Genomic DNA, 24,759 nt, shown 5'->3' with positions numbered 1-24,759 from the left:
GGTGTCGTGAACGACGAACCCTGCTGCGCGCCCTCCCGCGACGGCGGTGCCGCGCCGGAAACCGTCGCGTACTCGCCGGCCGGATCGCTGCCGGCGATGGCTGCGGTCGAGGCGGGCTCGTTCCGCATGGGCACGGACCACGGCCGGTTCCCCGCGGACCGGGAGGGTCCGGTCCGCGAGGCCACCACCGCCGACTACGCAATCGCCCTCACACCCGTCACCAACGACGATTTCGCCCACTTCGTCGATGCGACCGGTCTCACGACATTCGCCGAGTCCGAGGGATGGTCGTTCGTCTTCGGCGGGCTCCTGCCGGACGACTTCCCGCCGACGCGCGGCGTGGTCGGCGCCGAATGGTGGCGGGCGGTCGAGGGGGCGGACTGGCGACACCCGTTCGGCCCGCAGAGCGACCTGGCCGGCCTCGGTGACCATCCGGTCGTCCACGTCACCTGGCAGGAGGCCGCCGCGTACGCGGCCTGGGTCGGTGGCCGGCTGCCCACCGAGACCGAGTGGGAACGAGCGGCGCGGGGCGGACTCGACCAGGCCACCTTCGCCTGGGGCGACGAGCTCACGCCGGGCGGCGAGTCACACTGCAACATCTGGCAGGGCACGTTCCCGACCGACAACACGCTCGACGACGGCTGGTACGGCACGTCGCCCGTCGCCACCTACCCGTCCAACGGCTTCGGCCTGCACGACGTCGCCGGCAACGTGTGGGAGTGGTGCGCCGACGACTTCGACGGGCGTCCGGACCACAAGGTGATCAAGGGTGGCTCCTACCTCTGCCACGACAGCTACTGCAACCGCTACCGGGTCGGCGCCCGATCGTCGAACACCTTCGACACCTCGACCGGCAACATGGGCTTCCGGGTGGCGTCGTGAAGCGGGCGATGCTGCGGTTCTTCGACCGGACGAATCCGCTGATGATCCGCGTCCTCACGTCGCGGGCGCACCGGCTGCTCAGCGCGGGACTCTGCGTCATCGAGTACGAGGGGCGACGGAGTGGACGCCGCTTCCGGCTCCCGGTCGGCTATCACGACCTCGACGGGGCCGTGGTCGTCTCGACGTCGATCGCGCCCGAACGGAACTGGTGGCGGAACTTCACCGACGGTCACCCCGCGCGCCTCTGTGTGAAGGGCGAGTGGCGCGACGTCGAGGGGCGGGTCCTGCAGCCCGGGACCGACGAGTACCGCCGCTGGGTCGAGGCGATCTTCGGACGCGGCAAGATCGTGAGCAAGGCGATGGGGGTCGACTACGACCCGGCCATCGGGCTCACGCCCGAAGCCGAGGCTTTCCTCGGTCGGGAGAGTGCGGTAACCCTGTTCGCGTGAGACCTCACGCCCCACGAGCCACACGCCACCGCGCGTTCCTCCGGTCCAGTCCGGGCTGATCGTGTCGATCTGGGTCGCGGCGGTCGCCGCGGGCGGCGTGCCGCTCCGGAGCGAGGTTCAACGTCTCTTCGCCCGGCGTGATCCGTCCTGGCTGCCGTACCCGCCCGCCTCGCCGGTGTGCTGGTCGAGTCCGGACGGAAGCCGGCGTCTCACGTCCTGGGCCCCCGCCGGCGAGCCGCCGCCGGCACGGGCGACGCCGGAGCGGATGGTCGTCTGTTCCGGCCGACCGCGACCCCGGCTCGGTCGCTGGGCCTCGGGTCGCGTCGTCGTGGACGAGATCGCCACCACGATCACGGGTACCGACGCGGCGACGGAGCTTGCCGGCCACTACACGATCGCGTCGCTCGGCGCCGCCGACGGGTTCGCGATCGCCGACCCGTTCGCGTTCGAGGCGTTGTACATCGCGTCGGCCGGCTCGCTCACCGTCGTCGGCAACCGCAGCCGCGCCGTCGCCGAGGTGCTGGCCGCTCACCGCGGCACACCCGAGCGTCGTGATCCCGAGCTGGCTGCGTTCGTGGCGTGGGCCGGCATCCCGATCGGCACCCGTACGGGGTTCTGCGACGTCGCCTTCCTCCCGCAGGGCCACACCGTGCACTTCCCGCCCGACGGGGCGCGGGTCGAAGCACCGGAGCGGCACTACCTCGCCGCGGTGCCGGGGCGTGAACCCACGTTGCGGGAAACCACCGAGGAGATGGTCGCCGCCGTCCGATTCGCCATCGATTCGGCTCCGGAACCGCCGGTCCTCGACCTGACCGGCGGCAAGGACACCCGCCTGCTCCTCGCCGTGACGATGGGTGCGGGTCTCCTTGCGGACGTCAACGTCATCACCCGTGGGCTCGTCGAGAACGCCGACACCCGCATCGCCGCGGGAATCGTCGGGCGCTTCGACCTGGCGGCGACGCTGCCGCCGCTCGAACCGCGCTCGCTCGGTCTGGTCGATCGGATCCGGGCCCAGGCCGAGCGCACCGATGGTCTGAGCAGCGCGTTCGACACGAGCCATGCGAGCCCTGACCGCCGCCTCGCGATCGCGTCGCACGCCGGCGAGATCATGCGAGGCGCCCCGATCGCCGACGACGATCCGGGCGATCTGGACGAGGCTCTGGCTCGGTTCGCCTGGAACCCGTTCGGGCGGGGCGACTTCGTCGTGCCCGACCTGGCCCGCCAGTTCGAAGAGGAGGATCGCGAGCGTTTCGTCGCCGGTCTCGACTTCACCGATGACGTGTCCGAACTCCACGAGTTGTACGAGGCGTGCAACCGCAATCGATGGATCTCGCCCCGTCCCCTCGCCGGCCCGCCCCGGGTCTATGCCGCGATCCCCCACACCGGCGTCCGCTACGCGTGGTCGAGGGGCCGGGCGTTCCGCTCGACCGAGCCGATCCACGTGCCGATCATCAGCGCCGTGTCGCACGACCTGCTCGACCACCCGCTCACCAAGGGCCACTGGAACGTCCGGCCGGTGCCTCGTGTCGAAGCGACACCGCCGGTCGGCGCGCCCGTCGGTGGTGAGCTCTTCAGCCATCGGGGCGACGACTGGGGCAGCGCGGTGACGGAGATCCTCGACGAGAATCCGTACTCGCCCGCGTTCGATGTGATCGATCAGGACCGGGTGCGGGCGGCGGCCGCCCGTTTCGGCGGGCTCGGTCTGAACGAGCGTCGCCAGCTCCTCGGCGCGGCGACCGCCGTGGTGTGGATGAACGAGTCGGAGGGGCTCAGCCGGGCCGAGTGGCCGGGCTGACCCGCGTCAGTCGTCGCGCGGCTGTCCGACGGCGCCCGCGAGGAGCAGGGCGCCGGGCTCGGCGGTCATGGTCGTCGGCGCCCGTCCGAGCGGTTCGCCGTCGCCCCAGAACGCGAGATCCCCGGCGTCGACGCGGATCTCTCGGCCCCGGTGCGTGTGGACCTTCGGGTGTTCCAGGTGGCGGCCGCTGAACACGAGGCGGAAGAACCGCAGGAGCTCGAGCCGCCCGACGTCGGCGACGACGGTCATCTCGAGCAGGCCGTCCGCAGGGTCCGCGTCCGGGCAGATGTGCATACCGCCGCCGAACCAGCCGGTGTTGGCGACCGCGAGCAGCGCCGCCGGCGTGGTGAACGTCTCGCCGTCGACCGTGACCGTGATCTCGTGGGTGCGCAGCCCGGGGAGTTCGGCGACCGTGGCCACGGTGTAGCGCGACGGCCCCCGTGGGAACCGCAGCCGGTTCGCGCGGCCGTTGACGTCGCCGGAGAAGCCGGCGGTGGCGACGGAGGCGACCCACCCGTGATCGGTCCGGATGGCGTCGATCGGCCCGGGCGGCCCGAGCGCGGCCCGGACCGAGGCGCGGAGGTCGTCGTCGCCGACCCCGTCGACGCCGCGGGCGAAGTCGTTGCCCGTGCCGACCGGGACCACGCCCAGGGCGGTGTCGCTGGTCGCAACCGCCTGCACGGCGAGATGCACGAGGCCGTCGCCGCCGACCACCACGACCCGGGTCGCGCCCGCGGCCACCACGTCGGCTGCCGCGGCGCGGCTGCCGTCGGCGTCCGCGCCGGTGATGTCGATCACCTCGACGTCGGCCGCCGCCAGCTCGCGCAGGACCGTCTCGCGAGCGCCACCCGCCCGCCCCCGGCCGGCGTCGGGACTCACGAGGAGGTGGACGGTCTCGCTCACAGCCCGAGGTAGCGGCCGCCGTCGACGGCCAGTGTCTGACCGGTCATGTGTCGGGCCATCGGCGACGCCAGGAACACGGCGACCGGCCCGATGTCGGCCGCGGGCTCACCGATGCGCTGCAAGGGGGTTCGGCCCCGGAGGCGCGCTTCGAGGGTGGGGTTCGCCGCGGTCGCGACGTCCATCGCGGGGGTCCACGCCACCGGCGCGATCGCGTTGACCCGCACGCCGGACGGGCCCCACTCGCGAGCCAGGCTCTTGAGCAGCCCCCGCTGGGCGCCCTTCACGCAGCCGTAGAGCGGAAGATGGCCGCTGCCCTCGATGCCGGCCGGGCTGGTCAGCAGGATCAGGGTGCCGTCGTCGACGGCGAGGTGGGGGAACGCGGCGCGGGCGCAATGGAAGCTCGCGGTGGTCGTCGTCGCGATCTGGGCCGCGATCGTGTCGTCGTCGATCTCCTCGAGCGGGCGGGGTGGGCCGGGGGGCGACACGGCGTTGTGGACCATGATGTCGAGCCGGCCGTAGCGCTCGACGGTGGCGGCGACTGCGTCCTCGACGTCGGCCCCGACGCCCACGTCGCAGCGCACACAGATTGCGTCGCCGCCGCGGTCGCGGATGCCGGCGGCCACGGGCTCGCCCGTCTCCGTGCGTCGAGCGGCGATGACGACCGCGGCGCCGGCGGCGGCGAGCGCTTCGGCGATGCCCTGGCCGACCCCCTGGCCGGCCCCGGTCACGATCGCGACGCGGCCGGTGAGGAGTCCGCCGAGGTCGGCGGTGCGGGGTGTGGGGGTCTCGCTCATCCGGGCATCCAGAGTCCGCCGTCGACCACGAGCGAGGCGCCGGTCAGGGCCGCCGTCTCGCCCCGGGTGAGGACGTCGATGACGGGTGCGACGTCGTCGTGCAGATCGGGCACGCGCCCCAGGGGTGGATCGTGCAGCGCATTGGCCTCGGCCATGCCGGCCGCGTCGGCCGGATCGAGGAACGCGGCCGGGTCGAGGGTGAGGGCATGAACCCGGATGCGGTCGTCGCCCCACGTCTTGGCGAGCGACTTCGCCAACAACCGGGCGCCCTCCGCCGCGGTGGCGAACGGGGCGAATCCCTCCCCGCCGGCCGACGCCATCAGCGGCACCAGGAAAACGAGCGTGCCCGACGCGGCGGCCAGCGGGCCGTGGGCGCCGCGGGCGAGACGGATGGCGGCTTCGAGCGGCTCGTCGGCCGCGGCGTGCCAGTCCTCGGCGGACAGGGTGGTGAGCTCGGCCCGGCGACGGCTCGCGGCCGGATAGCGCGCGTGGACGACCAGGTCGAGCGGGTCGTCGCCGACCTCGCCGGCAACCGTCGCGTCCGTCCACGGGAGCGAGTCGTCGTCGAGGTGATGGACGGTCCAGTCGAGCGCGGTGAGGCCGGCGGCCACCGACGTCGCGGGGTCGCCCGCGCCGACGATCAGGGCAGTTCGTCGAGCCATTCGGGCCAATCCTCGCTCAGCGTCAGGGACCACTCGGGATCGCGCTTCTCCATGAAGGCCGTCACACCCTCGCGGGAGTCGGACGTGCCCATCAGGTGCAGATGGATGTCGCGCTCCAGTTCGTTGATCCGTTCGGGCCCGGGGCTCGACATCCAGAGCAGCCGCTTCGAGGCGGCGACCGAGATCGGTGCGGTGTGGGTCGCGAGCTCGTGGGCGAGCTCGAGCGCGCGGGGCAGCACGTCCTCGGCGGGGAGCACTTCGGTGGCGATTCCCCAGTCGCCCGCGTCCGTGCCGCGGAACATCCGTCCGGTGAGCAGGATCTCGGCGGCGCGGGCGTGCCCCACGAGCCGGGGGAGGGTCCAGTGGGAGTGGAGGTCGGGCAGGATGCCCCGCCGGACCTGGACGATCCCCAGCTTCGCTTCGGCCGCGACGATGCGGATGTCGCACTGGAGGGTCATCGTCATCCCGAGTCCGACCGCGTGGCCGTTGACGGCGGCGATCACCGGCTTGCGCACGTCCCAGGGGTGGAAGTCGTCGAGCGGATCCGACGAGAACGTCTCCTTCGTCGGTGCCCCGAACACGGCGGACCCGCCGGAGAAGTCCGCGCCGGCACAGAAGGCCCGTCCCGCGCCCGTGATCACGACGACGCGGATCGCGTCGTCGCGGTCGGCGGCGCGTAGGGCCGCGGTCAGGCTTCGCCCCATCGCACCGGAGAACGCGTTCATCGAGTCGGGCCGGTCGAGCGTGAGGATCGCGACCTGACCGTCGACCTCGACCCGCAGGTCCTCGAACTCGGCGTCGAGGCCGGAGACGTCGGTCATCGACGGAAGCCTCCGGGGTGCGGTGCCGTGCCCTGGAGGTTCATCGGCGTCACGGATTCACGGGTCAGCAGGTCGAGGCTGACCTCGACCTGGCCGGTGTGGTCGGCCCGGCAGTCGCACAGCCACAGCACGGCCTCGCACATGGCCTCCATCGACTCGATCTGGTCCTCGGCGAGCTGGTGGCCGACGAGCTCGTCGGCCCCCGCGGACAGCACGGCCGCGCGCGGCTCGACCGTGTTCACCCGCACGCCGCGGTCGTGCCATTCGGCGGCCATCGCCTGCGTGAGCCGGTTGAGCATCGCCTTGGTCGCGGCGTAGAAGCCGAACGTGCCCCGCACGCCGCCCAGGTCGTAGGGCGGGCCGGGAGGAGGGGCGACCGAGCCGCTCGAGAGGTTGACGATCCACCCCTCGCCGGCTTCGGCCATCGCCGGCAGGGCGGCCTGGGCGAGGTCGAGCGGGGCGTGGACGTTCATCTCCACCATGAGGCGGCGCCGCTTCAGCGGGTAGGTGTGGAGCGGCTGGTAGATCGCGGCCGCCGCGTTGTTCACGAGCACGTCGACGGGTCCCCCCATCGCGTCGGCGGCATCGGGGATCACGCGGGCGCGGGCGTCCTCGTCGCTGAGGTCGGCGACGATCGTCGTGACGGCCGCGCCGAGGGCGCGGCAGCGCTCGGCCGTCTCGTTCAGCGAACCGGGCAGCGTGGGATGCCGGTCCAGGGTTCGGGCGACGAGCGTCAGCGCCGCGCCCTCGGCCGCGAGCCGTTCGGCGATACCGGCGCCGATGCCCCGGCTCGCCCCGGTCACGATGGCGCGGCGGCCGGCGAGTCGGGCGGTCATGATCGCTGACCCTACGCCGCGTCAGTCGGGGGAGAACAACCGCGTGGTGGCCACGATGCCGGCGCCACCGATGACGCCGGCGGCGGCCACGAGTCCGAGCGCCCCCGCCTCGGGGAGGTCGAGCTCGAAGTAGTCGCGGGCGAAGGGCCAGATCATCACCAGCATGTAGCACGCAGCCATGGCTGCCGCGAGCCCGAGCTTCCACGGCTTCAGCGGCCGGCTGATCATCACGAGGATCACGAGGCCGAGCAGCAGCAGCGTGGCGGTGGCCGCAGTCCGGGCCTCGGCGAGGTCGACCCCCTCGCGTCGCCGCACGATCTCGTAGAGCCCGTAGGTGACGCCGCCCGCGACGATCCCCGCGGGGATCGAGAACCGCAGCACGCGGGTGAGGAACCCGGGTCGCACGAGGGAGTGGTTGGGGGCGAGGGCCAGGAAGAAGCCGGGGACGCCGATCGAGAACGTGCCGATGAGGGTGAGCTGGCGCGGCAGGAACGGGAACGGGGAACCGGCGATGCCCACCAGCGCGGTGAGCAGTACCGCATAGGCGGCCTTCGTGATGAAGAGGTTGGCGACCCGCTCGATGTTGTTGATGACCCGCCGACCCTCGGCGAGCACCCGCGGCAGCGTGGCGAACTTGTTGTCGAGCAGCACGAGCTGGGCGACGGCGCGGGTGGACGAGGAGCCCGCGCCCATCGCGATGCCCATGTCGGCGTCCTTCAACGCGAGGACGTCGTTCACGCCGTCCCCCGTCATCGCGACGGTGCGGCCGCGGGCCTGGAGAGCGTGGACCATCGCCCGCTTCTGGTGGGGCGTCACCCGGCCGAACACGGTGGTCGACTCCAGCGCGTCGCCGAGTCCCTCGCCGTCGGCGGGCAGGGAGCGAGCATCGACGAAGCGGTCGGCGCCGTGGATGCCGGCCCGCTGGGCGACAGCGGCGACGGTGGCTGCGTTGTCGCCGGAGATCACTTTCAGGTCGACGCCCTGGTCGCGGAAGAAGGCCAGGATCTCGGGCGCGTCCTCCCGCACGGTGTCCTCCAGATGCACGAGGGCGACCGGATGGCGCTGCTCCGGCAGCTCCTCGCCGAGCCACGAGCCGTCGGCGCGGGTGACGAGCAGCACCCGGGTGCCGGCGGCCGAAGCCGCGTCGGCGCGGGCCCGGGCGTCGATGTCGTCGTCGTCGAAGAGGATGTCCGGTGCGCCGAGGTAGTAGACACCCTGCTCGGCGAACTCGGCCCCGGCCCACTTGCGAGCCGACGAGAACGGCAGGCTCTCGCGAGCCGACCATCCGGGATCGGCGTGGCCGCCGACGATCGCGGCGAGGGTGGCGTTGGGCGTGGGATCCGCGGCGCCGAGCGCGCCGAGCGCGGCGGCGGCGTCCTCGGCCGTGAAGTCCCCGAGCGGCTCGACCCGGCCGAGCGAGATCTCGCCGGTGGTGATCGTGCCGGTCTTGTCGAGACAAAGGGTGTCGACCCGCGCCAGGAGCTCGACCGACGCCAGTTCCTTGGCGAGCGCCTTGCGACGGGCCAGCGCGATCACGCCGGTGATGAAGCTGAGGCTGGTGAGCAGCACGAGGCCGTCGGGCACCATCGCCACCGCGGCAGCGACGGTGGCCTGGAGGGCCTCCTGCCAACGGTCCTCGGTGTCGAGCTGGCGAAGCAGGAGGAGCGCGGCGGCGGGCGGGATGATGATCTGGAGCCAGCGCAGGATGGTGTTGACGCCGCGGCGCAGCTCGCTGCCGGCCAGCTCGAAGCGCCGCGCTTCGTCCGCGAGCTTCGCGGCGTAGGAGTCCGCGCCGACACTCGTCGCCCGGTAGGCGCCGGAGCCGGCCGAGACGAAGGAGCCGGAGAGCACCTCGTCGCCGATGGCCTTGTCCACCGGGTCGGCTTCGCCGGTCAGCAGCGATTCGTCGACCTCGAGCCCGTGGGCGGCGGCGATCACGCCGTCCACCACGATCTGGTCGCCCGGTTCGAGTTCGAGCAGGTCGTCCTCGACGACGCCGCTCACCCCGATCTCCTCGGCGTCGCCGTTGCGGCGCACCCGGGCGCGGGGTGCTGACAGCACGGCGAGGGCGTTGAGGGTGCGCCGGGCCTGCACCTCCTGGGCGATGCCGATGACGCTGTTGGACACGACGACGCCGGCGAAGAGGGCATCGGCGGGAAAGCCGGCCACGAGGATCAGGACGAACAGGGTGCCGATGATCCCGTTGACCGGCGTGAGCACGTTGGCCCGCACGATCTCGGGGAACGTGCGGACCGGCGCGTCGGGCACGTTGTTGACCCGTCCGGCCGCGACCCGCTCATCGACCTCGGCCGTCGTCAGACCGGTGAGGGCGTCGGTCACTCGACGATCCCCGAATCGTCGTATCGATAGCCGTCGTGGAACATCTCGAGCCGGTGGCGGGGCCCGACGATCGTGTGGTCGATGGTTTCGTAGCCCGCGTCACCGTCCCACATCGCGATCGGGCCGTTGTCCGTCGGGACGATCCGCGTCGCGTGGTGGCGGGGCGGTCGGTGCCGCAGGAGGTCGAGGGCGGTGTCGACCGAGCGCTGTTGGCGGATGCTGTGGAGCGTGACCCAGGTGGGCGGGGCGAGCTCGACCTCGCCCTCGTGGTGACGGCCGAGGCAGGTGGCCGGTGTCATCCAGTCGCTGTCGATGATCTCGCCGTCGTCGATGGTGTGGACGTGGTCGTCCACGCCCGCGGCGAAGAACCAGGTGGCGTAGCGCTTCGGGGCGATCGGCGGGGGAATCCAGTGGGCGAAGAGGACGAGGTCCGGTTCGGCGATCGCGAGCGCCGCCTCCTCCTGCGCCTCGCGCACGGCAGCGGCGCGGGCCGCGGCAAGGGGATCGTCGCCGCCCCGCCAGTCGTCCGGGTCGACCCGGCCGCCGGGGAAGACCCACATGCCGCCGAACGCGATCTTCGAGTTGCGGCGCAGCATGAGGGTCTCGAGCCCGTCGTCGCCGTCGCGCAGGACCACGACCGTGGCCGCGTCGATGGCCGGGGTCTCGCCGCTGGTCGCGGCATGGCGGGCCCACTCGTCGAAGCGGGCCTTGTCACGGGCGACGCGGTCTTCGGCGCTCACTCCGGTCGATCCAGGTCGGTCGGCATCCCGGAGAAGTACGCCGACTCCTCGACGAGCTTGCGGCTCCGCCAGCCGTCGGGCGTGCGGATCATCTCGTGGTGGTACCAGCCGCCGGTGACCCAGGCGGACTTGTCCGGCATGACCATCGGGTTGTGGAAGACCGCCTCGACGGTCGCCGTGTCGTCGTCGCCGAAGTCGATGTCGACATTGGCGATCATGTGCTGGGTCGCGGGGAACTGGGCGAGCGCCTCGGCGAGCCAGGCGGCCTGCGTCTCCGTGTCGCCCGTGATGCCACCGGCGGACGTGTAGTCGATGCTGGCGTCGGGGGTGAACACCTCGCGGTAGAGGTTCCAGTCCTTGCGGTCCACCGCCTTGGCGTAGCGGGTGAGCAGGGCCGTGATCTCGAGCCGGTCGGCAACTTCGTGCAGTTCCACGGGGGCAGGCTACGGGTTCACCCGACCGGACTCCAGAACGCGACCGCGGCCGGCCCGATCTTGTCCGGTCGGCCGAGATCGTCGAGGGCGGCCGCCATCGCCCATCCGCCGTCGGTCGTGTCCGTCGTGTAGATGAACCGGTCGCCGGTCGGGGCCCACAGGCGGGGCTGTTCGACGAACTGGTCGGCGAACACCAGATAGCTCGCGAGGAAGACGCGGGTGGGCACGTAGGACGCGACGGCGAGCGTGACGGTCGGTTCGATCTCCGCGGCCGCGTCCGCGAACGGATCGTCGTGTTCGTAGACCCACCACGCCCCGGTTCCCTCGGCGATGTCGGCGGTACCCACGAGCAATCGGTCGCCCATCGGGTTCCACTCGACCCAGAGGGCGTGGCCGGTGAAGACGGGCACCCGCTCGCCCGTGTCCAGGTCGATGATGTCGACGCGGCCGGAACGGGCAGGGGTCTCCTGGGCGAGCGGCGGGCCGAGGGCGGTCCGCTCGCCCACGCCACCGCCGCCGCCTTCCACATCGAAGAGGATCGTGAGTGCGGCGGTGCGGCCGTCGGGGTTGACGACGATGCTCGTCTCGGTCTCGACGGATCCGAGGGCGACGAGCGTGTCGCCGCCGTCGAGCCCCCGGCGGACGAGCGTCTCGGTTCCTTCGATGTCGACGACGAGCAGGATCTCGTCGCGTCCCGGGATCCACTTCGGGGCGAAGAACTGGAGGCCCACCTCGCCCAGGTCCGTCGCGGTGCCGTCGGCGTCGACGCGCAGCAGTCGCTCGTCGGCGTGGGCCGCGAGGCGCAGCGACTGTGGATCCCACGCGATCCACAGCGACTGGGCGTCGGCCACGTCGGTCTGGAGCACCGCGCCGTCGGCGTCGAGGACGTCGAGCGTGGTGCGCTCGTCGCCGGGTCCGAGGGCGGCGATCCGGGTGCCGTCATGGCTCCAGGAGAAGAAGAAGTACGGCCGGGTCGCCGCCTGATCGGCGATCACGGTGCCGTCCGGGTCGGTCACGACCACCGACGATGCGCCGTTGCGGTTGGTGAGGAACACGAGGCGTTCGCCGTCGCGCGACCAGGTCGGCTGGGTGGGCAGCCCGGTGGTCGGGACCTCGATCACCTCCTCGCCGGCGCGGATGGTGACCACCCGGTTCTGCAACACGGCGCGGCCGTCGATCGGGTCGACGGGGCCGGCGGGGGCGTCGTCGACGGGTCCCGGTTCGATCTCGGGGAGGGTCGGCAGGGTCGGCTCGTCGGGCGCGACGGTGGTCGTCGTCGACTCGCTCGGGAGCGTCGTGGTGGTGGCCGTCGGCTCGTCGGGATCGTCGGCGTCGGCGTTCAGGTCCGGTCCCGGTGCGCACGCGGTGGCGACGACCGCGAGGAGCAGGGCGACACGGCGCAGCGGCATGGGCTTCAACGTACCGGGGAGGTCCGCGGTACGGTCCTCGGGCAGATCGGGGAACGGAGCACCATGAACATCGACGGGTTGGAGATCAGCGGCACGATCGAGCCGGGTTGGGAGCCCGTGGCGACGGCGTTCGCCGCGAACTTCACGAACGCGACCGAACTGGGGGCGTCCGCGTGCATCACCCACCACGGACGTCCCGTCGTCGACATCTGGGCCGGTGACCGTGCGCCCGACGGCACGCCATGGGTCGACGACACGATCGTCAACGTCTACTCGACGACCAAGACGATGACGGCCACGTGCGTCCTGATGTGCATCGACCGGGGGCTCCTCGACCCGCAGGCGACCGTCGCCACCTACTGGCCCGAGTTCGCGGCGAACGGCAAGGAGAACGTCACCGTCGCCCACTGCATGAGCCATCAGGCCGGCGTGCCCGGGTGGGACCCGGCGATCGACGCGTCGACGCTCTACGACTGGGACCGCTGTGTCGAGATCCTCGCCGCGATGGAGCCGTGGTTCGAGCCCGGCACCGCGTCGGCCTACCACCTCGTCTCGCAGGGCTATCTGCTCGGCGAACTCGTCCGCCGCGTCGACGGACGGTCGCTCGGCACGTTCTTCCGTGAGGAGGTCGCCGAGCCGTTGGGGGCGGACTTCCACATCGGGTTCGGACCCGAGCACGACCATCGGTGTGGTGAGCTCGTGCCACCCGACATGTCGTCGCTGGCGGGTTCGATGGGCGCCGTCGCGGCGGACTCGGTCGCGGCCCGGGCGTTCGCCAGCTGCTCGATCGACGCCACCGAACCCCGCACCCGCGAGTGGCGGGCCGCCGAGATCGGCGCCGCCGGCGGGTTCGGCAACGCCCGATCTGTCGGCCGGGTCCACTCGGCGTTGGCCTGCGGCGGCACGGTGGACGGGGTGAGCCTGATGTCACCCGAGACGGTCGAGTCGATCCTCGAGGTCCAGACCGATCGGACGGATCTGGTGATGATGACGCCGTTGCGCCACGGCCTGGGCTTCGGCCTCGGCACCGACGCCATGCCGATGCCCAACGAACGCTGCTTCTACTGGGGCGGGTGGGGCGGTTCGATCGCTGTCATCGATCTCGAGAACGAGCTCACCGCCACCTACGTGATGAACCATATGGAGGCCGACCTGCTCGGTGACCTGCGGGGCGGTCAGGTCGTGTTGTCCGCCTACGGCGCGCTCATGGGCGGCGCCGGAGCCTGATGGCGATCGAGGTACGGCCGGCGACCGTCTTCGAGGACGTCGAGGCGATCGTCGGGCCCAAGCGCCCCGATGCGAGCGTGTGCTGGTGTCTGAGCTACCGCCTCCGGTCGTCGAAGGAGAATCGGGAACTGGTCGGCCCGGCCCGGGGTGAACGGGTGAAGCTGCTCGTCGCCCAGGATCCGCCGCCCGGCGTGCTCGCCTACGACGGCGACGAGGTCGTCGGTTGGGCCGCCGTGCACCCGCGGGCCGACACGAGCTTCGCCCGCAACCGCAAGATCCCCCATGTCGACGACCTCGACGTGTGGTCGGTGTGGTGCATGCGGGTGCGGCCGGGTCACCGCAAGGAGGGCATCTCCCACCACCTGCTCGCCGGCGCCGTCGAGTTCGCCCGGTCGTACGGCGCCGCCGCGATCGAGGGCTACCCGCTCGACAACCGGGGCGCCACGATCGACACGACGATGGCGTATGTGGGGACGATGGCCACGTTCGAGAAGGCCGGGTTCGTGAAGGCGGCCGACACCACGTCGGTGCTCAACGGCTTCCCCCGGGTGCTCATGCGGCGCGACCTGCGTCCGGTGACCGCATGACTCCGGTGACCGTATGACTCTGACGTGGGAGCAGACGATCGTGAACGCCCGCGATCCGGCCGCGCTCGGCCGCTGGTGGTGCGAGGCGCTCGGGTGGGTGGTCGTGGACGAAGGCCCCGGCGAGTTCGAGATTCGGCCGTCACCCGACCGGATGCCCGGGCTGCTCTTCGTGGCCGTCGACGAGCTCGAGATGGCGAAGAGTCGGCTGCATCTCGACTTCAGGCCGGACGATCAGGACGCCGAAGTCGAGCGGCTCGAACGGCTCGGCGCGGTGCGTGCTGATGTCCGGCCGGGTGACCAGTCCTGGGTGGTGCTTGCCGATCCCGAGGGCAACGAGTTCTGCGTGCTGCGATCCCTCAGCCAGGAGTCGTGACCGACGGGCGTCCCCGCGGGCACGCCGCCGCCTACGGTCGATGTCAGATGACAGAGCGACGAGCAGGACGAGGCGTTGTCCGTGCGATCGGCGCTCGTCAGTTTTGCTTGACAGGCCGTCGCCGTTGTCAACCAAAACTGACGACCGACGCATCTCCTCGTCCGAGAATCACCGGTTGCGTCACATCGGCGACGCAAATACGTCCCCGCGGAGACGCCAGCTCGAACCGGCTCGCAGCCTCAGAGCAGTTCGATGGGGCAGGCGGCGCCGTGAGACCGTCGTCGGCGGCGCTGAGGCCGCGGCTCGAAACGGCGTTTGGTCCTCAGCCGTGCAGCCACGTACACACGCCCTGGAGTGGACCGCCTACCGTTTGTTGATGGCGCAGTCCGATGCTCTCGCTCGGGAAGTCGAGACACTGCTCGAGAAGGGCGAGAGTCTGCTGGGGACGTTTGTCGCGATTCGGGGACCGCGGCCCGGCGCGGAGGCGTGGCTCGTGTTGTTGGGACCTCTCGTCGGCTTGTTCGGCGTGCTGACGGCGACCGGTGGCGTGAATCGGTGGCGTCGCCGGCTTGCTGTTGGTCTGACCGACAGAAACGTCGTGAAGGTCGAGCTGGACAGGCGACTGAGACCGGCGCCCAACGCGGTGCTGGTCCGGTTGCCAAGGGATGCGATTACGCCGCCTCCTCGCCGTACCGGTGATCAGAGGATCCAGGTCGCCGGCGAAGATCTGTGGGTGACGCTCCTTGATTCTGACGAAGTGGTGCGGCTGGCTCGTCTCGGGAGATCAGCGCAAGGCTGATTCCTGCTGACCACCTCAGAGCAGTTCGATCGCGCAGGCGGCTCCGTTGAGGCCTCTCGGCCCTTGGTCCTGGTATCAACCCGAGACTTCGCGGAGATCAAATGGTGTCTGCCAACGAGGGCCGTCCCAGACCCGCGGCTCGCAGCCCGCGGTTGCGTCGCGACAGAGGACGACGAGCAGGACGATGCAGGGTTTCTCTCGCGACCGACCCACCGCCTCGTCCGAGAGTCGCCGGTTGTGTCGCATCGGCGACACAAACACGTCCCCGCGGGGACGCCAACTCGAACCGGCGCGAAGCCTCAGAGCCGGCTCGATGGGGCATGCTGCGCCGTTTCGCCGGTCACTGTCTCGTTGCGTAGGTCCGGAGGAACATCCGGACTGCGGCGTCGACCCGGCGGTCTACGGCGGCTGGGCTCGGTTTGTCTCCAACGAGGAGCATGCGGAGCTGCTGGTGCCCAACCAGTCCGGCGAGGAAGTGCTCGGCGGCGATCTGGGCGTCCTCGAAGTCGACCTCGCCTCGCTCACGCTTGAGTTCGAGGAACGCCACGAACCTCTCGTAGCTCCGCTGAGGGGCGAGGTCGAACAGCAGGCGTGCGAGCTCGGGAAATCGGTTCTGCTCACCGACAGCGAGTCGCAGTAGCACGATGGCGCGCTCGCTCAGGGCGGCGTCGGCGGTGGCACGTCCCAGGATCCGGAGTCCGTCAGCGAGGGCGAGGTCGCCGACGTCCTGGGCGGGTGGTGCACCTCCGAGAACAGTCTGGAGTTCGTCGACGATCGCGGAGAAGAGATCTTCCTTGCTGCCGAAGTAGCGGTAGAGGGTTGCCTTCGAACCACCGACGGCCGAGACCAGGTCGTCCATCGACATCCCGTTGTAGCCATGCTCGATGAACAGGCCAAGCGCACTCTCGATGTAGCGCGAACGACGGTCGGCTGCGTTCATCGCTCCCCTTGACGTCACGGAACTGTACGGTACAGTACCGTTATCGACAACCTCGGGATGGAGACGACATGAACGAACCCCTCATCACGCGACCCGGCGAGGGTCTGACGTTCACGACGTCGCCGACCGACCAGATGACATTCCTCTGCCAGGGCGACGAAGTGATGCCCGACGTCATGGTCGAGCGGTTGGCGCCCGGCGACGGCCCCCCGCTGCACAGCCACCCCTGGGCCGGATGGGACGTCGTGACCCGCGGTGAGGTCCGGTTCCACGTCGACGGCGAGACCTTCGACCTCAAAGCGGGCTCGTTCATCTACACCCCCGCCGATGCCGTGCACGCCTTCATGGCGATCGGCGACGAACATGCCGAAATCGTGCAGTACCAGTGGCCCGGCGGATTCCACATCGTGTACGCCGACATCGCCGAGGTGTTCGCCGATGGACCACCAGATCCGCAGGCGCTCGCCGAAGTTGCCGACCGGCACGGTTTCACCCTGCACGGCCCACCCCTCTCGGCCTTGGAGGCGGGAGTCTGACGAGGCCCTTGGCACGTCTCCGGCCGTGGTGAGTCCCCGTCCCGTACAGGGCTACCTAATCGTGCTCATTGGCAGTTCGATGAGGGTCTGCCAACGACGATCGTCAGTTTCGCTTGACAAACCGTCGCCGTTGTCAACCAAGACTGACGACCGACGCATCTCCTCGTCCGAGAGTCACCGGTTGCGTCACATCGGCGACGCAAATACGTCCCCCGCGGGGACGCCAGCTCGAACCGGCTCGCAGCCTCAGAGCAGTTCGATGGGGCAGGCGGCGCCGTTGAGACCGTCGGCGGTGGCGCTGAGGCCGCGGCCGAAGAGACCGCCTGAGGTGATCGTCAACTCGATCGGCAGGCGGAGCAGGTCGGGGTCGAGCAGGACCTCGTGGTCGTCGATGCGGCGGACGGTGTAGCCGTCGAGTCGCCGGCCCTTGGTCCTGGTATCAACTGATACCTCGAACTTCTTTCCTCAACCGAAGGGTTCGAGCAGGTCGACCACGGCGGTGCCGCCCTTGCGGGCGATGACGGCCGCAGCGCGGTCGGTGAGGGCGAGTTCCATGTGGGCAGTGAACCACGTCGAGCCCGGCCGCATTCCCCTCTTGCGGAAAGCGAACACGTGTTCGATACTGGATCGATGGCAGCTGCGGAGCACGCCCTCGTCGACGACCCTCGACATGCGTCACTGCGCCTCGTCGCGGATCGGGTGGCGCCGCTCGCCCTGGCCCGTGAACGCACGTTGCCGGTCCATGCCGCGTTGGCGTCGCTGTTCCCCGAGGGGGGATTGAAGCGCGGGTCCGTCGTGTCGGTCGACGGCACGGGGGCGACGGCGCTGGCGTTGGCGGTGGCGGCCGGGCCGTCGGCGTCCGGTTCGTGGGTGGCCGTCGTGGGCGACCCGGACCTGGGGCTCGCGGCGGCTCGGGAGGCCGGGGTGGCGCTCGAGCGGATGCTGATCGTCGATCCGTCGGGCGACCGGACCGGCAAGTCGTTCGTGGGCAATGTTCTTGCCGCCCTCGTCGGCTCGGTCGACATCGTGCTGGTGGGTCCGGCGGTGCGGGTACGCCCGGCCGACATGCGGCGGCTCAACGCCCGCATGCGCGAGCGGGGATCGGTGATCATCCGCATCGGCGCCGGCGCCCAGGAAGGAATCGACGTGGGCCTGTCGATCGTCGACCACGAATGGGCGGGCCTCGGTGTCGGCCACGGGGTCCTGCGGGCCCGCCGCGTGCGGGTGCAGGCCCAGGGGCGTGGTGCGTTCTCCCGCCCGAGGGCCACGGCGATGCTCCTGCCCGGCCCCGAAGGCGAACCGGTCGTGATCGGCGAGAGGGAGGATCCGCATGACCGCGGTGCGGACACTGGTCGCCTGGTGTCCTGACTGGCCGGTCGTCGCCCTCGGCCGGCCCCTCGACGAACCCGTCGCCGTCGTCCACGCGAACCGTGTCGTGGCGGCCTCGCCGGCCGCTCGTCGGTCCGGCGTCGCCCGCGGGCTGCGCCGCCGGGTCGCCCAGTCGCGCTGCGCCGATCTCGACGTGCTCGAACGCGACGAGGCCCGTGAGGCCCGCTCGTTCGAGCCGATCCTGGCGGCCCTCGACGACATCACCCCGCGGGTGGAGGTCGCCCGGCCCGGCACCTGCGCGTTCGCGATGCGGGGACCGGGGCGCTACTTCGGCGGCGATGCGGCGGTGGCCGACCTCGTCCACGAGCGGATGGCGGTCGCCCTCGCCGGACGCACCGACCTGCGCATCGGCATCGCCGACGGACCGTTCGCCGCCGGCCTCGCGGCCCGGGCCGCGCCCCAGGGTGAGGCCGCGTCGACCCGGATCGTCGACGCGGGGGAGAGCCCGGCCTTTCTGTCGCCGATGGCCATCTCGGTGCTCGAACGGCCCGAGCTCACCGATGTGCTGTTCCGGCTCGGCCTCCGATCGCTGGGCGCGTTCGCGGCGCTGCCGGCCACCGACGTGCTCGCCCGCTTCGGCGACGAGGGCCGCGAGGCCCACCGGCTCGCCGCCGGCCTCGACGAACGTCCGCCCGATGCCCGGCTCCCCCCGGTCGACTGGTCGGTCACGATGGAGATCGACCCGCCGGCCGACCGGGTCGACCGCGTCGCGTTCTGTGCCAGATCGCTCGCCGACGATCTCCATCAGCGGCTCGATCGGGAGGGCATCGCCTGCGTCCGCATCGCGATCGAAGCCGAGACCGAACACGGCGAGACGCTCCTGCGGCTCTGGCGCCACGAGGGATCACTGTCGGCCGCGGCGATCGCCGACCGGGTCCGCTGGCAGCTCGACGGCTGGCTGCACGGTTCGGCCGCCACCCGTCCGAGCGGCGGCATCGCCCGGGTGGCGCTGATCCCCGACGAGGTCGTCGCCGCCAAGGGTCGCCAGCTCGGGTTCTGGGGCGGGGAGACCGAGGTGGACGAACGGGCCGCGCGGGTCGCCGCCCGTCTCCAGGGGCAGCTCGGGGCCGATGCGGTGATGGTGCCCGAGCACCGTGGTGGGCGCCACGCCGACGAGCAGCTCGTGCTGGTGCCGGCGGCCACCGTGGAGCTGCGGGGCGCGAGCTGCTCACCGACGACGAGGAGGCGCCGTGGCCCGGCCGCCTGCCCCGCCCGTCGCCCACCCGGGTGCCGGCGGCGCCGACGCCGGCCGAGCTGCTCGACGCCGACGACCGCATGGTCACCGTCACCGGTCGGGGGCTCCCGTCGGCGCCGCCCACGACCCTCGTCGTCGACCGGCGCCGGGTCGCCGTGGTCGGGTGGGCCGGGCCCTGGCCGGTCGACGAACGCTGGTGGGACACCGACGAGCACCGGCGCCGGGCCCGCTTCCAGATCCTCGCCGACGACGGAGAGGCACGGCTGCTCACCCTCGAACATCGGCAGTGGTGGGTCACCGCGATCTGGGACTGACCTAGGGTTTGCGACGATGGAGGAGTCGCCTGCTGTCCAGCGTGATCGCACCGAACGATGGTTCGTGCGTCAGGGCCTCCCGCACCTGATCGACGAATACTCGGTCCGCGAGGACGTGCTCACCCGCATGTTCCCCTTTCTCTCGCTGGTCGTCTTCCTCGAACTGTTCCTGGTCTTCGGTGACCGCTGGTCGGGGATCGGCCAGGCGCTCGCCTTTCTCGGCGGCGTCGCCCTCATGCTCGGCGCCTTCATCCTCGTCAACCGCCTGCGCCGTCGCCCCCTGTTGATGCTGCCGGACACGGTTGGCACTCCCGAGGTGCTGCTCTACCTCATCCTGCCGGTGATCCCGACGGCGATCGGTGCCCAGGATGCCCTCGGCGAGAACATCCTCTGGCTGCTCGGCGCGAACATCCTGATCCTCGGCGTCGGGTTCGTGATCACGGCCTGGGGCATCCTCCCCATGCTGCGCTGGTCACTCGGCCAGGTGGGGGCACAGATGTACGACATCGCCAACCTCGCCCTGAAGTCGCTGCCGATCCTGCTCCTGTTCAGCGCCTTCATCTTCCTCAACGCGGAGATGTGGCAGGTCGCCAACGACTTCGAGTGGCCCTACTTCCTGGTGGTCGCCGTGGTCATCCTCGGCATCGGCAGCGCGTTCGTCATGCTCTCGGTCAAGCGCATCACGGTGGACCTCGCCCGGTTCAGTCGATGGGCCGAGGTGCGGCCGTTCTGCGACGGCACGCCGATGGAAGGCTGCGTGCCGGGCGACGACGCACCCGCGCCGGATGCTCCCGCCCTGGGTCGCCCGGCGGAGTGGAACGTGGCCCTGCTGCTCTTCGTCTCCCAGGCGATCCAGATCTTCCTGGTCGCCCTCGTCATCACCGCGTTCTATCTCTTCTTCGGCTTGTTCACGGTGCGAGCCGACACGCTCACCCAGTGGACGACGACGGATGAACTCACGCGGGCGGACGACTGGTTGCGCACCTGGTCCGTGTTCGGCGGCGAGCTGATCTTCACCCGCCAACTCATCGTCGTGTCCGCGTTCATCGGGCTGATGTCGGGGCTCCAGTTCGCGGTGCAGGTGTTGACCGACGACGCCTACCGCGAGGAGTTCGCCGAGGACATGACGGCCGAGGTCCGCGAGGCCCTCGCCGTGCGGGCCGCCTACCACCGGGTGTTGGTCTCCGCCGACGATTAGCTACGCTAATCATTATGGGGGCTAAGAAGATCGCTGTGAACCGCGCGCCGGCGCTCGCGGTGATCGGACTCGGGCGGGCGATCGAGATCTCGGTGAACGAGACCGGCCTCACCAGCTCGCAGTTCCGCGCCCTCTCCCTCGTCGAAGCCGGGGTCACCTCCGGCGCCGTGCTGGCCCGGTTCCTCGCCGTGCGGCCGCCCACGGTCACGACCGTGATGAACGGACTCGTGGACGACGGGCTGGTGGCGCGCGCTCGCGCCGAGGACGATCGACGACGGGTGGACTTCGAGCTCACGCCCGCGGGCCGCGCTGCCCTCGACACCGCGGACGAGGCGGCCTCGGCCGCGCTCGACGGGCTGCTCGCCAACCTCGACCCGGCCGACCGCGAGGCCGCCCGGGCCGGCCTCGGCCTGTGGCGCGAGGCGCTGGCCCGGCGCAACGAGTCATGACCGCCGTCGCCACCGACGAACTCGCCCGCTATCCCGAGCCCCTCGGCCGGCCCCATCCGGACGCGAGCCTGGGCTGGCTCCGTCGGCTGTGGCCCGTCATCCGCCCGATGCGATTGGGCCTCATCGCCTCGATCGGCGGCACCGCGATCGGCATGCTCGCCCGCACCCTCGTGCCCGCCGTGCTGATGCTCGCGATCGACAACGCGCTGGACGACAAGACCGACGACATCGCGCCCTACGCCTTCGCCCTCGCGGGGCTCACGGTCGTCGCGTTCGTCAGCGGCTTCATCGCCCGGCGGGCGATGTTCCGGGTGGCGTTCCGGGTCGAGACGGCCATGCGCCACGCCGTGTTCGATCACCTGTCCCGACTGTCGTCGTCCTACTACGACCGCAGCGAGACCGGACAGCTGCTCGCCCGCGCCAACGGCGACATCCGCGCCGTGCAGATGTTCCTCAACTTCGGGCCGTTCATGGCGCTCTCGCTCGCGAGCCTCGGCATCGCGCTCGTCCTCATGCTCGCGGTCAGCGTGCCGTTGACCCTCGTCACGATCATCCCGGTCCCCATCGTCGCCTACCTCGGACTGCGCAGCCGCCACCCCCAGCTGCCCGCGTGGTGGTTGGTGATGGCCCGCCAGGCCGACGTCGCCACCGTCGTCGAGGAGAACGTCGCCGGCGTGCGGGTGGTGCGCAACTTCGCGGGTGAGGAGCACGAGATCGCCCGCATGACCGGCGTCGCCGACCAGCTCCGGTGGGCGATGGTCAAGGGCGCCGACGTGTCGGCCCGCTACATCCCCGCCCTCGAGCACCTGCCCCGCATGAGTCAGGTCGCGGTGCTCCTCTACGGCGGCCTGCTGGTCGAGAGCGGCGACATCGGCATCGGAGCCCTCGTCGCCTTCAGTTCCTACGTGGCGATGGTGCAGGTGCCGTTCCGCTTCATCGGCCATCTCGTGCAGATGGCGCAGCGGGCCAAGGCGTCGGCCATGCGGGTCTACGAGGTCTTCGACGAGCCCATCACGGTGGTCGAGTGCGACGACCCGGTCGACCTCACGGGTGCTCGCGGTGCGATCCGGTTCGACGACGTCCACTTCGGCTACGGCAACGACGCCGACGTCCTGCGCGGCTTCGACCTCACGGTCGAGCCGGGGGAGACGGTCGCCCTGGTCGGCGCCACGGCGTCGGGCAAGTCGACCGTGGCCCGCCTGCTGCCCCGCCTCTACGACGTGCGCAGCGGGTCCGTCCGCGTCGACGGGGTCGACATCCGCGACGCCACGCTGGATTCGGTGCGGTCCGTGGTCGGGGTCGCGCTCGACGATCCGTTCCTGTTCTCGATGAGCATCCGCGACAACATCGCGTTCGCCGATCCGACGGCCTCGCAGGAGCGGATCGAGGCCGCCGCCCGCACCGCCCAGGCCGCCGGGTTCATCGCCGAGCTCGACGACGGCTACGACGAGGTCGTGGGCGAACGGGGCTACACGCTCTCCGGCGGCCAGCGCCAGCGCATCTCGCTGGCCCGCGCCCTGCTCCACGACCCGCAGGTGCTCGTGCTGGACGACGCGACGAGCGCGATCGACGTGCGGGTGGAGGAGAAGATCCATGCCGGGCTGCGCGAGGCCACGGCCGATCGCACGGTGATCGTCATCGCCCATCGGGTGTCGACCATCTCGCTGGCCGATCGCGTCGTGCTGCTGGCCGACGGCGTCGTGGCTGCGGAAGGTACCCACGAGGAGCTGCTCGCTTGCGAGCCCCGCTATCGCGAGCTGCTCGAGCACATGGATGACGACGAGGCCGAGGACGCGGCAGACGTCGAGGCCGGCTGATGGCGCACGCAGGCTGGGGCGGCATCGCCGACACGGGGTTCAGCGGCATCCCGCCGGAGGTCGCGGAGAAGGTCCAACGCTGGATGGACGAGGGGCCCCCGGACGTCTCGGAGGACCCGCCGCCGTTCAGCCAGAGCGAGTACGACCGGGCGCCGTTCACGATGACGCACTTCCTGCGCCCCTACCTGCTCGCCTTCGTCGGCGTCTTCGTGCTGATCGCGCTCGAAGCGGTGATGGCCCAGGCGGGTCCGCTCCTGCTCCAGATCTCGATCGACGAGGGCATCGCCAAGGGTGACCGCGATCTCGTCGTGTTCATGGGCGTGTTGTTCGCCGTCTTCGTGCCCGTGTCGATCCTGGTCGGCGTCGTGCGGACGATGTTCGCCGGGCGGGTCGGGGCCCGGGTGATGGCGAACCTGCGGGTGCAGCTGTTCGCCCATTTCCAGCGGCTGAGCATCGACTACTACACGAACGAGCGGGCCGGTCGGCTCCTGAGCCGCATGACCAGCGACCTCGAGCCGCTCCAGCAACTCTTCCAGCAGGGGCTCGTGCAGCTCGCGGTGCAGGGCGTGACCCTCGCCGCGGTCACGATCGCCCTGTTCATCCTCAACCCGCTGCTGGCGGTCATCACCCTGCTCGCCGTCGTGCCCGGCACCCTCGTGCTGTCGCTGTGGTATCGGCGGGTCGCCGAGGTGGCCCAGCTGCGGGTGCGCGACACGATCGCCGACGTGCTGGCCCATCTCCAGGAGAGCCTGGCCGGCATCCGGATCATCACCGCCCACAACCGGCGCCGGCGCACCGTGATCGAGCACCAGAACGAGGCGGGTGAGTATCTCGACGCCAACGACCGCACCGCCTACATCAACGGTGTCTACGGCCCTGGCGCCGAGGCGATGGGGCCGTTCGCCCAGATGGTGCTGCTCGTCGTGGGCGGCGGGCTCGTGCTCGAGGGGCAGGTGTCGCTGGGTGAGTTGATCGCCTTCGTGCTCTACGTCGGCGCCTTCTTCGCACCGATCACCGAACTCGTCGCGCTGTACAACATCTACCAGCAGGGTCGGGCGTCGGTCCTCAAGCTCGACGGGGTGTTCCGCAACGAGCCGACGGTCGCCGAGAAGCCCGACGCCTACGAGTTGCCCACGGTGCAGGGCGAGGTGCGGCTCGAGGGCGTGACCTTCGGCTACGACCCGGACACACCGGTGATCTCCGATGTCGACCTCCAGATCCACGAGGGCGAGACGATCGCCGTCGTCGGGCCGACCGGCGCGGGCAAGTCGACCATCGCGAAGCTGCTCAACCGCTTCTACGACCCGCAGGCCGGTCGGGTCACGATCGACGGGCACGACGTGCGCGACGTCACCTTCGCCTCGTTGCGCCGTCAGATCGGCGTCGTTCCGCAGGAGCCGTTCCTGTTCGGCGGTTCGATCAAGGAGAACCTCCAGATCGGCAACCGCACGATGAGCGACGACGAGCTCATGGCCGCGTGTCGCACCGTCGGACTCGGCCCGCTGCTCGACCGGCTCCCGGACGGCCTCGACACGCCGTGTCTCGAACGTGGGGTCGCGCTCTCCGCCGGCGAGCGTCAGCTCCTTGCGCTCGCCCGGGCGTTCATCTCCCAGCCGCGGCTCCTCGTGCTCGACGAGGCGACGTCGTCGCTCGACCTGCGCACCGAACAGGCGGTCGAGGCCGCGTTGGACGTCGTGCTCGACGGCCGCACCGCGGTGATCATCGCCCATCGCCTCCAGACGACCATGCGGGCCGATCGGATCGTGGTCGTCGACGGTGGCGGCATCGCCGAGGTCGGCACCCGCGACGAGCTGATCGCGGCGGGCGGCCACTTCGCCGACATGTGGGCGACGGGCGGCGTCAGCTAGTC

Annotated in this window: 23 protein-coding genes; 13 read left to right on the top strand and 10 right to left on the bottom strand. The window is 71.0% G+C overall.

The genetic code is table 11. From position 1 onward, the window contains the following. Window positions 1-6 precede the first annotated feature (6 nt). The 3 genes from R8F63_11660 to R8F63_11650 all read left to right on the top strand — a co-directional run bounded on the left by R8F63_11660 (window position 7) and on the right by R8F63_11650 (window position 3,126). Complete coding sequence (locus R8F63_11660; protein MDW3219257.1) at window positions 7-882, top strand: formylglycine-generating enzyme family protein; 876 nt, start codon at window positions 7-9, stop codon at window positions 880-882. Beyond that, complete coding sequence (locus R8F63_11655; GenBank protein ID MDW3219256.1) at window positions 879-1,331, top strand: nitroreductase/quinone reductase family protein; 453 nt, start codon at window positions 879-881, stop codon at window positions 1,329-1,331. Before R8F63_11660 ends, R8F63_11655 begins: the two co-directional genes overlap by 4 nt. A gap of 61 nt (window positions 1,332-1,392) precedes the next feature. Continuing rightward, window positions 1,393-3,126: a hypothetical protein gene (locus tag R8F63_11650; GenBank protein ID MDW3219255.1), complete on the top strand. Its 1,734-nt coding sequence runs from the start codon at window positions 1,393-1,395 to the stop codon at window positions 3,124-3,126. A gap of 6 nt (window positions 3,127-3,132) precedes the next feature. Here R8F63_11650 and R8F63_11645 read toward each other — a convergent pair whose 3' ends face one another. The 9 genes from R8F63_11645 to R8F63_11605 are packed head-to-tail and all read right to left on the bottom strand — an operon-like array spanning window position 3,133 to window position 12,065. Then, the gene (locus R8F63_11645; GenBank protein ID MDW3219254.1) at window positions 3,133-4,029 is read right to left on the bottom strand and encodes a diacylglycerol kinase family protein; all 897 of its coding nucleotides are present in this window, start codon (window positions 4,027-4,029) and stop codon (window positions 3,133-3,135) included. Then, window positions 4,026-4,823 carry an SDR family oxidoreductase gene (locus R8F63_11640; GenBank protein MDW3219253.1) on the bottom strand — a complete coding sequence of 266 codons (798 nt, stop codon included), beginning with the start codon at window positions 4,821-4,823 and terminating at the stop codon, window positions 4,026-4,028. Before R8F63_11640 ends, R8F63_11645 begins: the two co-directional genes overlap by 4 nt. Further along, window positions 4,820-5,485 (bottom strand): SDR family oxidoreductase, encoded by a 666-nt coding sequence (locus tag R8F63_11635; GenBank protein ID MDW3219252.1) that lies wholly within the window; start codon window positions 5,483-5,485, stop codon window positions 4,820-4,822. Before R8F63_11635 ends, R8F63_11640 begins: the two co-directional genes overlap by 4 nt. Then, window positions 5,464-6,306 (bottom strand): enoyl-CoA hydratase-related protein, encoded by an 843-nt coding sequence (locus tag R8F63_11630; GenBank protein ID MDW3219251.1) that lies wholly within the window; start codon window positions 6,304-6,306, stop codon window positions 5,464-5,466. The genes R8F63_11635 and R8F63_11630 overlap by 22 nt, the downstream gene beginning before the upstream one ends. Further along, window positions 6,303-7,142 carry an SDR family NAD(P)-dependent oxidoreductase gene (locus tag R8F63_11625; GenBank protein ID MDW3219250.1) on the bottom strand — a complete coding sequence of 280 codons (840 nt, stop codon included), beginning with the start codon at window positions 7,140-7,142 and terminating at the stop codon, window positions 6,303-6,305. The genes R8F63_11630 and R8F63_11625 overlap by 4 nt, the downstream gene beginning before the upstream one ends. A 21-nt stretch (window positions 7,143-7,163) precedes the next feature. Continuing rightward, window positions 7,164-9,482 carry an HAD-IC family P-type ATPase gene (locus R8F63_11620; GenBank protein ID MDW3219249.1) on the bottom strand — a complete coding sequence of 773 codons (2,319 nt, stop codon included), beginning with the start codon at window positions 9,480-9,482 and terminating at the stop codon, window positions 7,164-7,166. Further along, on the bottom strand, window positions 9,479-10,222 hold the full coding sequence (locus tag R8F63_11615; GenBank protein MDW3219248.1) for an NUDIX hydrolase: 744 nt from the start codon (window positions 10,220-10,222) through the stop codon (window positions 9,479-9,481). The genes R8F63_11620 and R8F63_11615 overlap by 4 nt, the downstream gene beginning before the upstream one ends. Further along, entirely contained in the window at window positions 10,219-10,656 is a 438-nt protein-coding gene (locus R8F63_11610) for a nuclear transport factor 2 family protein (GenBank protein ID MDW3219247.1), read from the bottom strand. The genes R8F63_11615 and R8F63_11610 overlap by 4 nt, the downstream gene beginning before the upstream one ends. A gap of 17 nt (window positions 10,657-10,673) precedes the next feature. Further along, window positions 10,674-12,065, bottom strand: a complete 1,392-nt coding sequence (locus R8F63_11605) for a hypothetical protein (protein MDW3219246.1) — start codon at window positions 12,063-12,065, stop codon at window positions 10,674-10,676. 63 nt (window positions 12,066-12,128) lie between these two features. On the opposite strand from R8F63_11605, the gene R8F63_11600 reads away from it, so the two are divergent. The 4 genes from R8F63_11600 to R8F63_11585 all read left to right on the top strand — a co-directional run bounded on the left by R8F63_11600 (window position 12,129) and on the right by R8F63_11585 (window position 15,051). Continuing rightward, complete coding sequence (locus R8F63_11600) at window positions 12,129-13,292, top strand: serine hydrolase domain-containing protein (protein MDW3219245.1); 1,164 nt, start codon at window positions 12,129-12,131, stop codon at window positions 13,290-13,292. Further along, window positions 13,292-13,879 (top strand): GNAT family N-acetyltransferase, encoded by a 588-nt coding sequence (locus R8F63_11595; protein MDW3219244.1) that lies wholly within the window; start codon window positions 13,292-13,294, stop codon window positions 13,877-13,879. Before R8F63_11600 ends, R8F63_11595 begins: the two co-directional genes overlap by 1 nt. A gap of 13 nt (window positions 13,880-13,892) precedes the next feature. Further along, window positions 13,893-14,252 carry a VOC family protein gene (locus R8F63_11590; GenBank protein ID MDW3219243.1) on the top strand — a complete coding sequence of 120 codons (360 nt, stop codon included), beginning with the start codon at window positions 13,893-13,895 and terminating at the stop codon, window positions 14,250-14,252. 376 nt (window positions 14,253-14,628) lie between these two features. Then, window positions 14,629-15,051 carry a hypothetical protein gene (locus R8F63_11585; protein MDW3219242.1) on the top strand — a complete coding sequence of 141 codons (423 nt, stop codon included), beginning with the start codon at window positions 14,629-14,631 and terminating at the stop codon, window positions 15,049-15,051. A gap of 340 nt (window positions 15,052-15,391) precedes the next feature. On the opposite strand, the gene R8F63_11580 is transcribed toward R8F63_11585, so the two are convergent. After that, window positions 15,392-15,991 (bottom strand): TetR/AcrR family transcriptional regulator, encoded by a 600-nt coding sequence (locus R8F63_11580; protein ID MDW3219241.1) that lies wholly within the window; start codon window positions 15,989-15,991, stop codon window positions 15,392-15,394. A 68-nt stretch (window positions 15,992-16,059) separates the two neighbouring features. On the opposite strand from R8F63_11580, the gene R8F63_11575 reads away from it, so the two are divergent. The 6 genes from R8F63_11575 to R8F63_11550 all read left to right on the top strand — a co-directional run bounded on the left by R8F63_11575 (window position 16,060) and on the right by R8F63_11550 (window position 24,757). Beyond that, complete coding sequence (locus tag R8F63_11575; protein MDW3219240.1) at window positions 16,060-16,527, top strand: cupin domain-containing protein; 468 nt, start codon at window positions 16,060-16,062, stop codon at window positions 16,525-16,527. Window positions 16,528-17,157: 630 nt separating this feature from the next. Next, window positions 17,158-17,895 (top strand): hypothetical protein, encoded by a 738-nt coding sequence (locus tag R8F63_11570; protein MDW3219239.1) that lies wholly within the window; start codon window positions 17,158-17,160, stop codon window positions 17,893-17,895. After that, window positions 17,858-20,623, top strand: coding sequence for a DNA polymerase Y family protein (locus R8F63_11565; protein MDW3219238.1), 2,766 nt, complete (start codon window positions 17,858-17,860; stop codon window positions 20,621-20,623). Before R8F63_11570 ends, R8F63_11565 begins: the two co-directional genes overlap by 38 nt. A 35-nt stretch (window positions 20,624-20,658) precedes the next feature. After that, complete coding sequence (locus R8F63_11560; protein MDW3219237.1) at window positions 20,659-21,072, top strand: MarR family transcriptional regulator; 414 nt, start codon at window positions 20,659-20,661, stop codon at window positions 21,070-21,072. Then, window positions 21,069-22,889, top strand: a complete 1,821-nt coding sequence (locus R8F63_11555) for an ABC transporter ATP-binding protein (protein MDW3219236.1) — start codon at window positions 21,069-21,071, stop codon at window positions 22,887-22,889. Before R8F63_11560 ends, R8F63_11555 begins: the two co-directional genes overlap by 4 nt. Next, window positions 22,889-24,757, top strand: a complete 1,869-nt coding sequence (locus tag R8F63_11550) for an ABC transporter ATP-binding protein (GenBank protein ID MDW3219235.1) — start codon at window positions 22,889-22,891, stop codon at window positions 24,755-24,757. Before R8F63_11555 ends, R8F63_11550 begins: the two co-directional genes overlap by 1 nt. Window positions 24,758-24,759 lie beyond the last annotated feature (2 nt).

This window comes from Acidimicrobiales bacterium (genome assembly GCA_033344915.1).
Lineage (GTDB): Bacteria > Actinomycetota > Acidimicrobiia > Acidimicrobiales > Aldehydirespiratoraceae > JAJRXC01.
Note: the sequence above shows the minus strand (reverse complement) of the source record. Positions and strands in the feature narration are given on the sequence as shown.

Coding starts and splice junctions, on each gene's coding strand:
- R8F63_11585 (MDW3219242.1), top strand. CDS start 14,629: ATGGCGCAGTCCGATGCTCTCGCTCGGGAAGTCGAGACACTGCTCGAG.
- R8F63_11630 (MDW3219251.1), bottom strand. CDS start 6,306: ATGACCGACGTCTCCGGCCTCGACGCCGAGTTCGAGGACCTGCGGGTC.
- R8F63_11565 (MDW3219238.1), top strand. CDS start 17,858: ATGACCGCGGTGCGGACACTGGTCGCCTGGTGTCCTGACTGGCCGGTC.
- R8F63_11600 (MDW3219245.1), top strand. CDS start 12,129: ATGAACATCGACGGGTTGGAGATCAGCGGCACGATCGAGCCGGGTTGG.
- R8F63_11590 (MDW3219243.1), top strand. CDS start 13,893: ATGACTCTGACGTGGGAGCAGACGATCGTGAACGCCCGCGATCCGGCC.
- R8F63_11580 (MDW3219241.1), bottom strand. CDS start 15,991: ATGAACGCAGCCGACCGTCGTTCGCGCTACATCGAGAGTGCGCTTGGC.
- R8F63_11550 (MDW3219235.1), top strand. CDS start 22,889: ATGGCGCACGCAGGCTGGGGCGGCATCGCCGACACGGGGTTCAGCGGC.
- R8F63_11625 (MDW3219250.1), bottom strand. CDS start 7,142: ATGACCGCCCGACTCGCCGGCCGCCGCGCCATCGTGACCGGGGCGAGC.
- R8F63_11575 (MDW3219240.1), top strand. CDS start 16,060: ATGAACGAACCCCTCATCACGCGACCCGGCGAGGGTCTGACGTTCACG.
- R8F63_11595 (MDW3219244.1), top strand. CDS start 13,292: ATGGCGATCGAGGTACGGCCGGCGACCGTCTTCGAGGACGTCGAGGCG.
- R8F63_11605 (MDW3219246.1), bottom strand. CDS start 12,065: ATGCCGCTGCGCCGTGTCGCCCTGCTCCTCGCGGTCGTCGCCACCGCG.
- R8F63_11640 (MDW3219253.1), bottom strand. CDS start 4,823: ATGAGCGAGACCCCCACACCCCGCACCGCCGACCTCGGCGGACTCCTC.
- R8F63_11635 (MDW3219252.1), bottom strand. CDS start 5,485: ATGGCTCGACGAACTGCCCTGATCGTCGGCGCGGGCGACCCCGCGACG.
- R8F63_11555 (MDW3219236.1), top strand. CDS start 21,069: ATGACCGCCGTCGCCACCGACGAACTCGCCCGCTATCCCGAGCCCCTC.
- R8F63_11570 (MDW3219239.1), top strand. CDS start 17,158: ATGGCAGCTGCGGAGCACGCCCTCGTCGACGACCCTCGACATGCGTCA.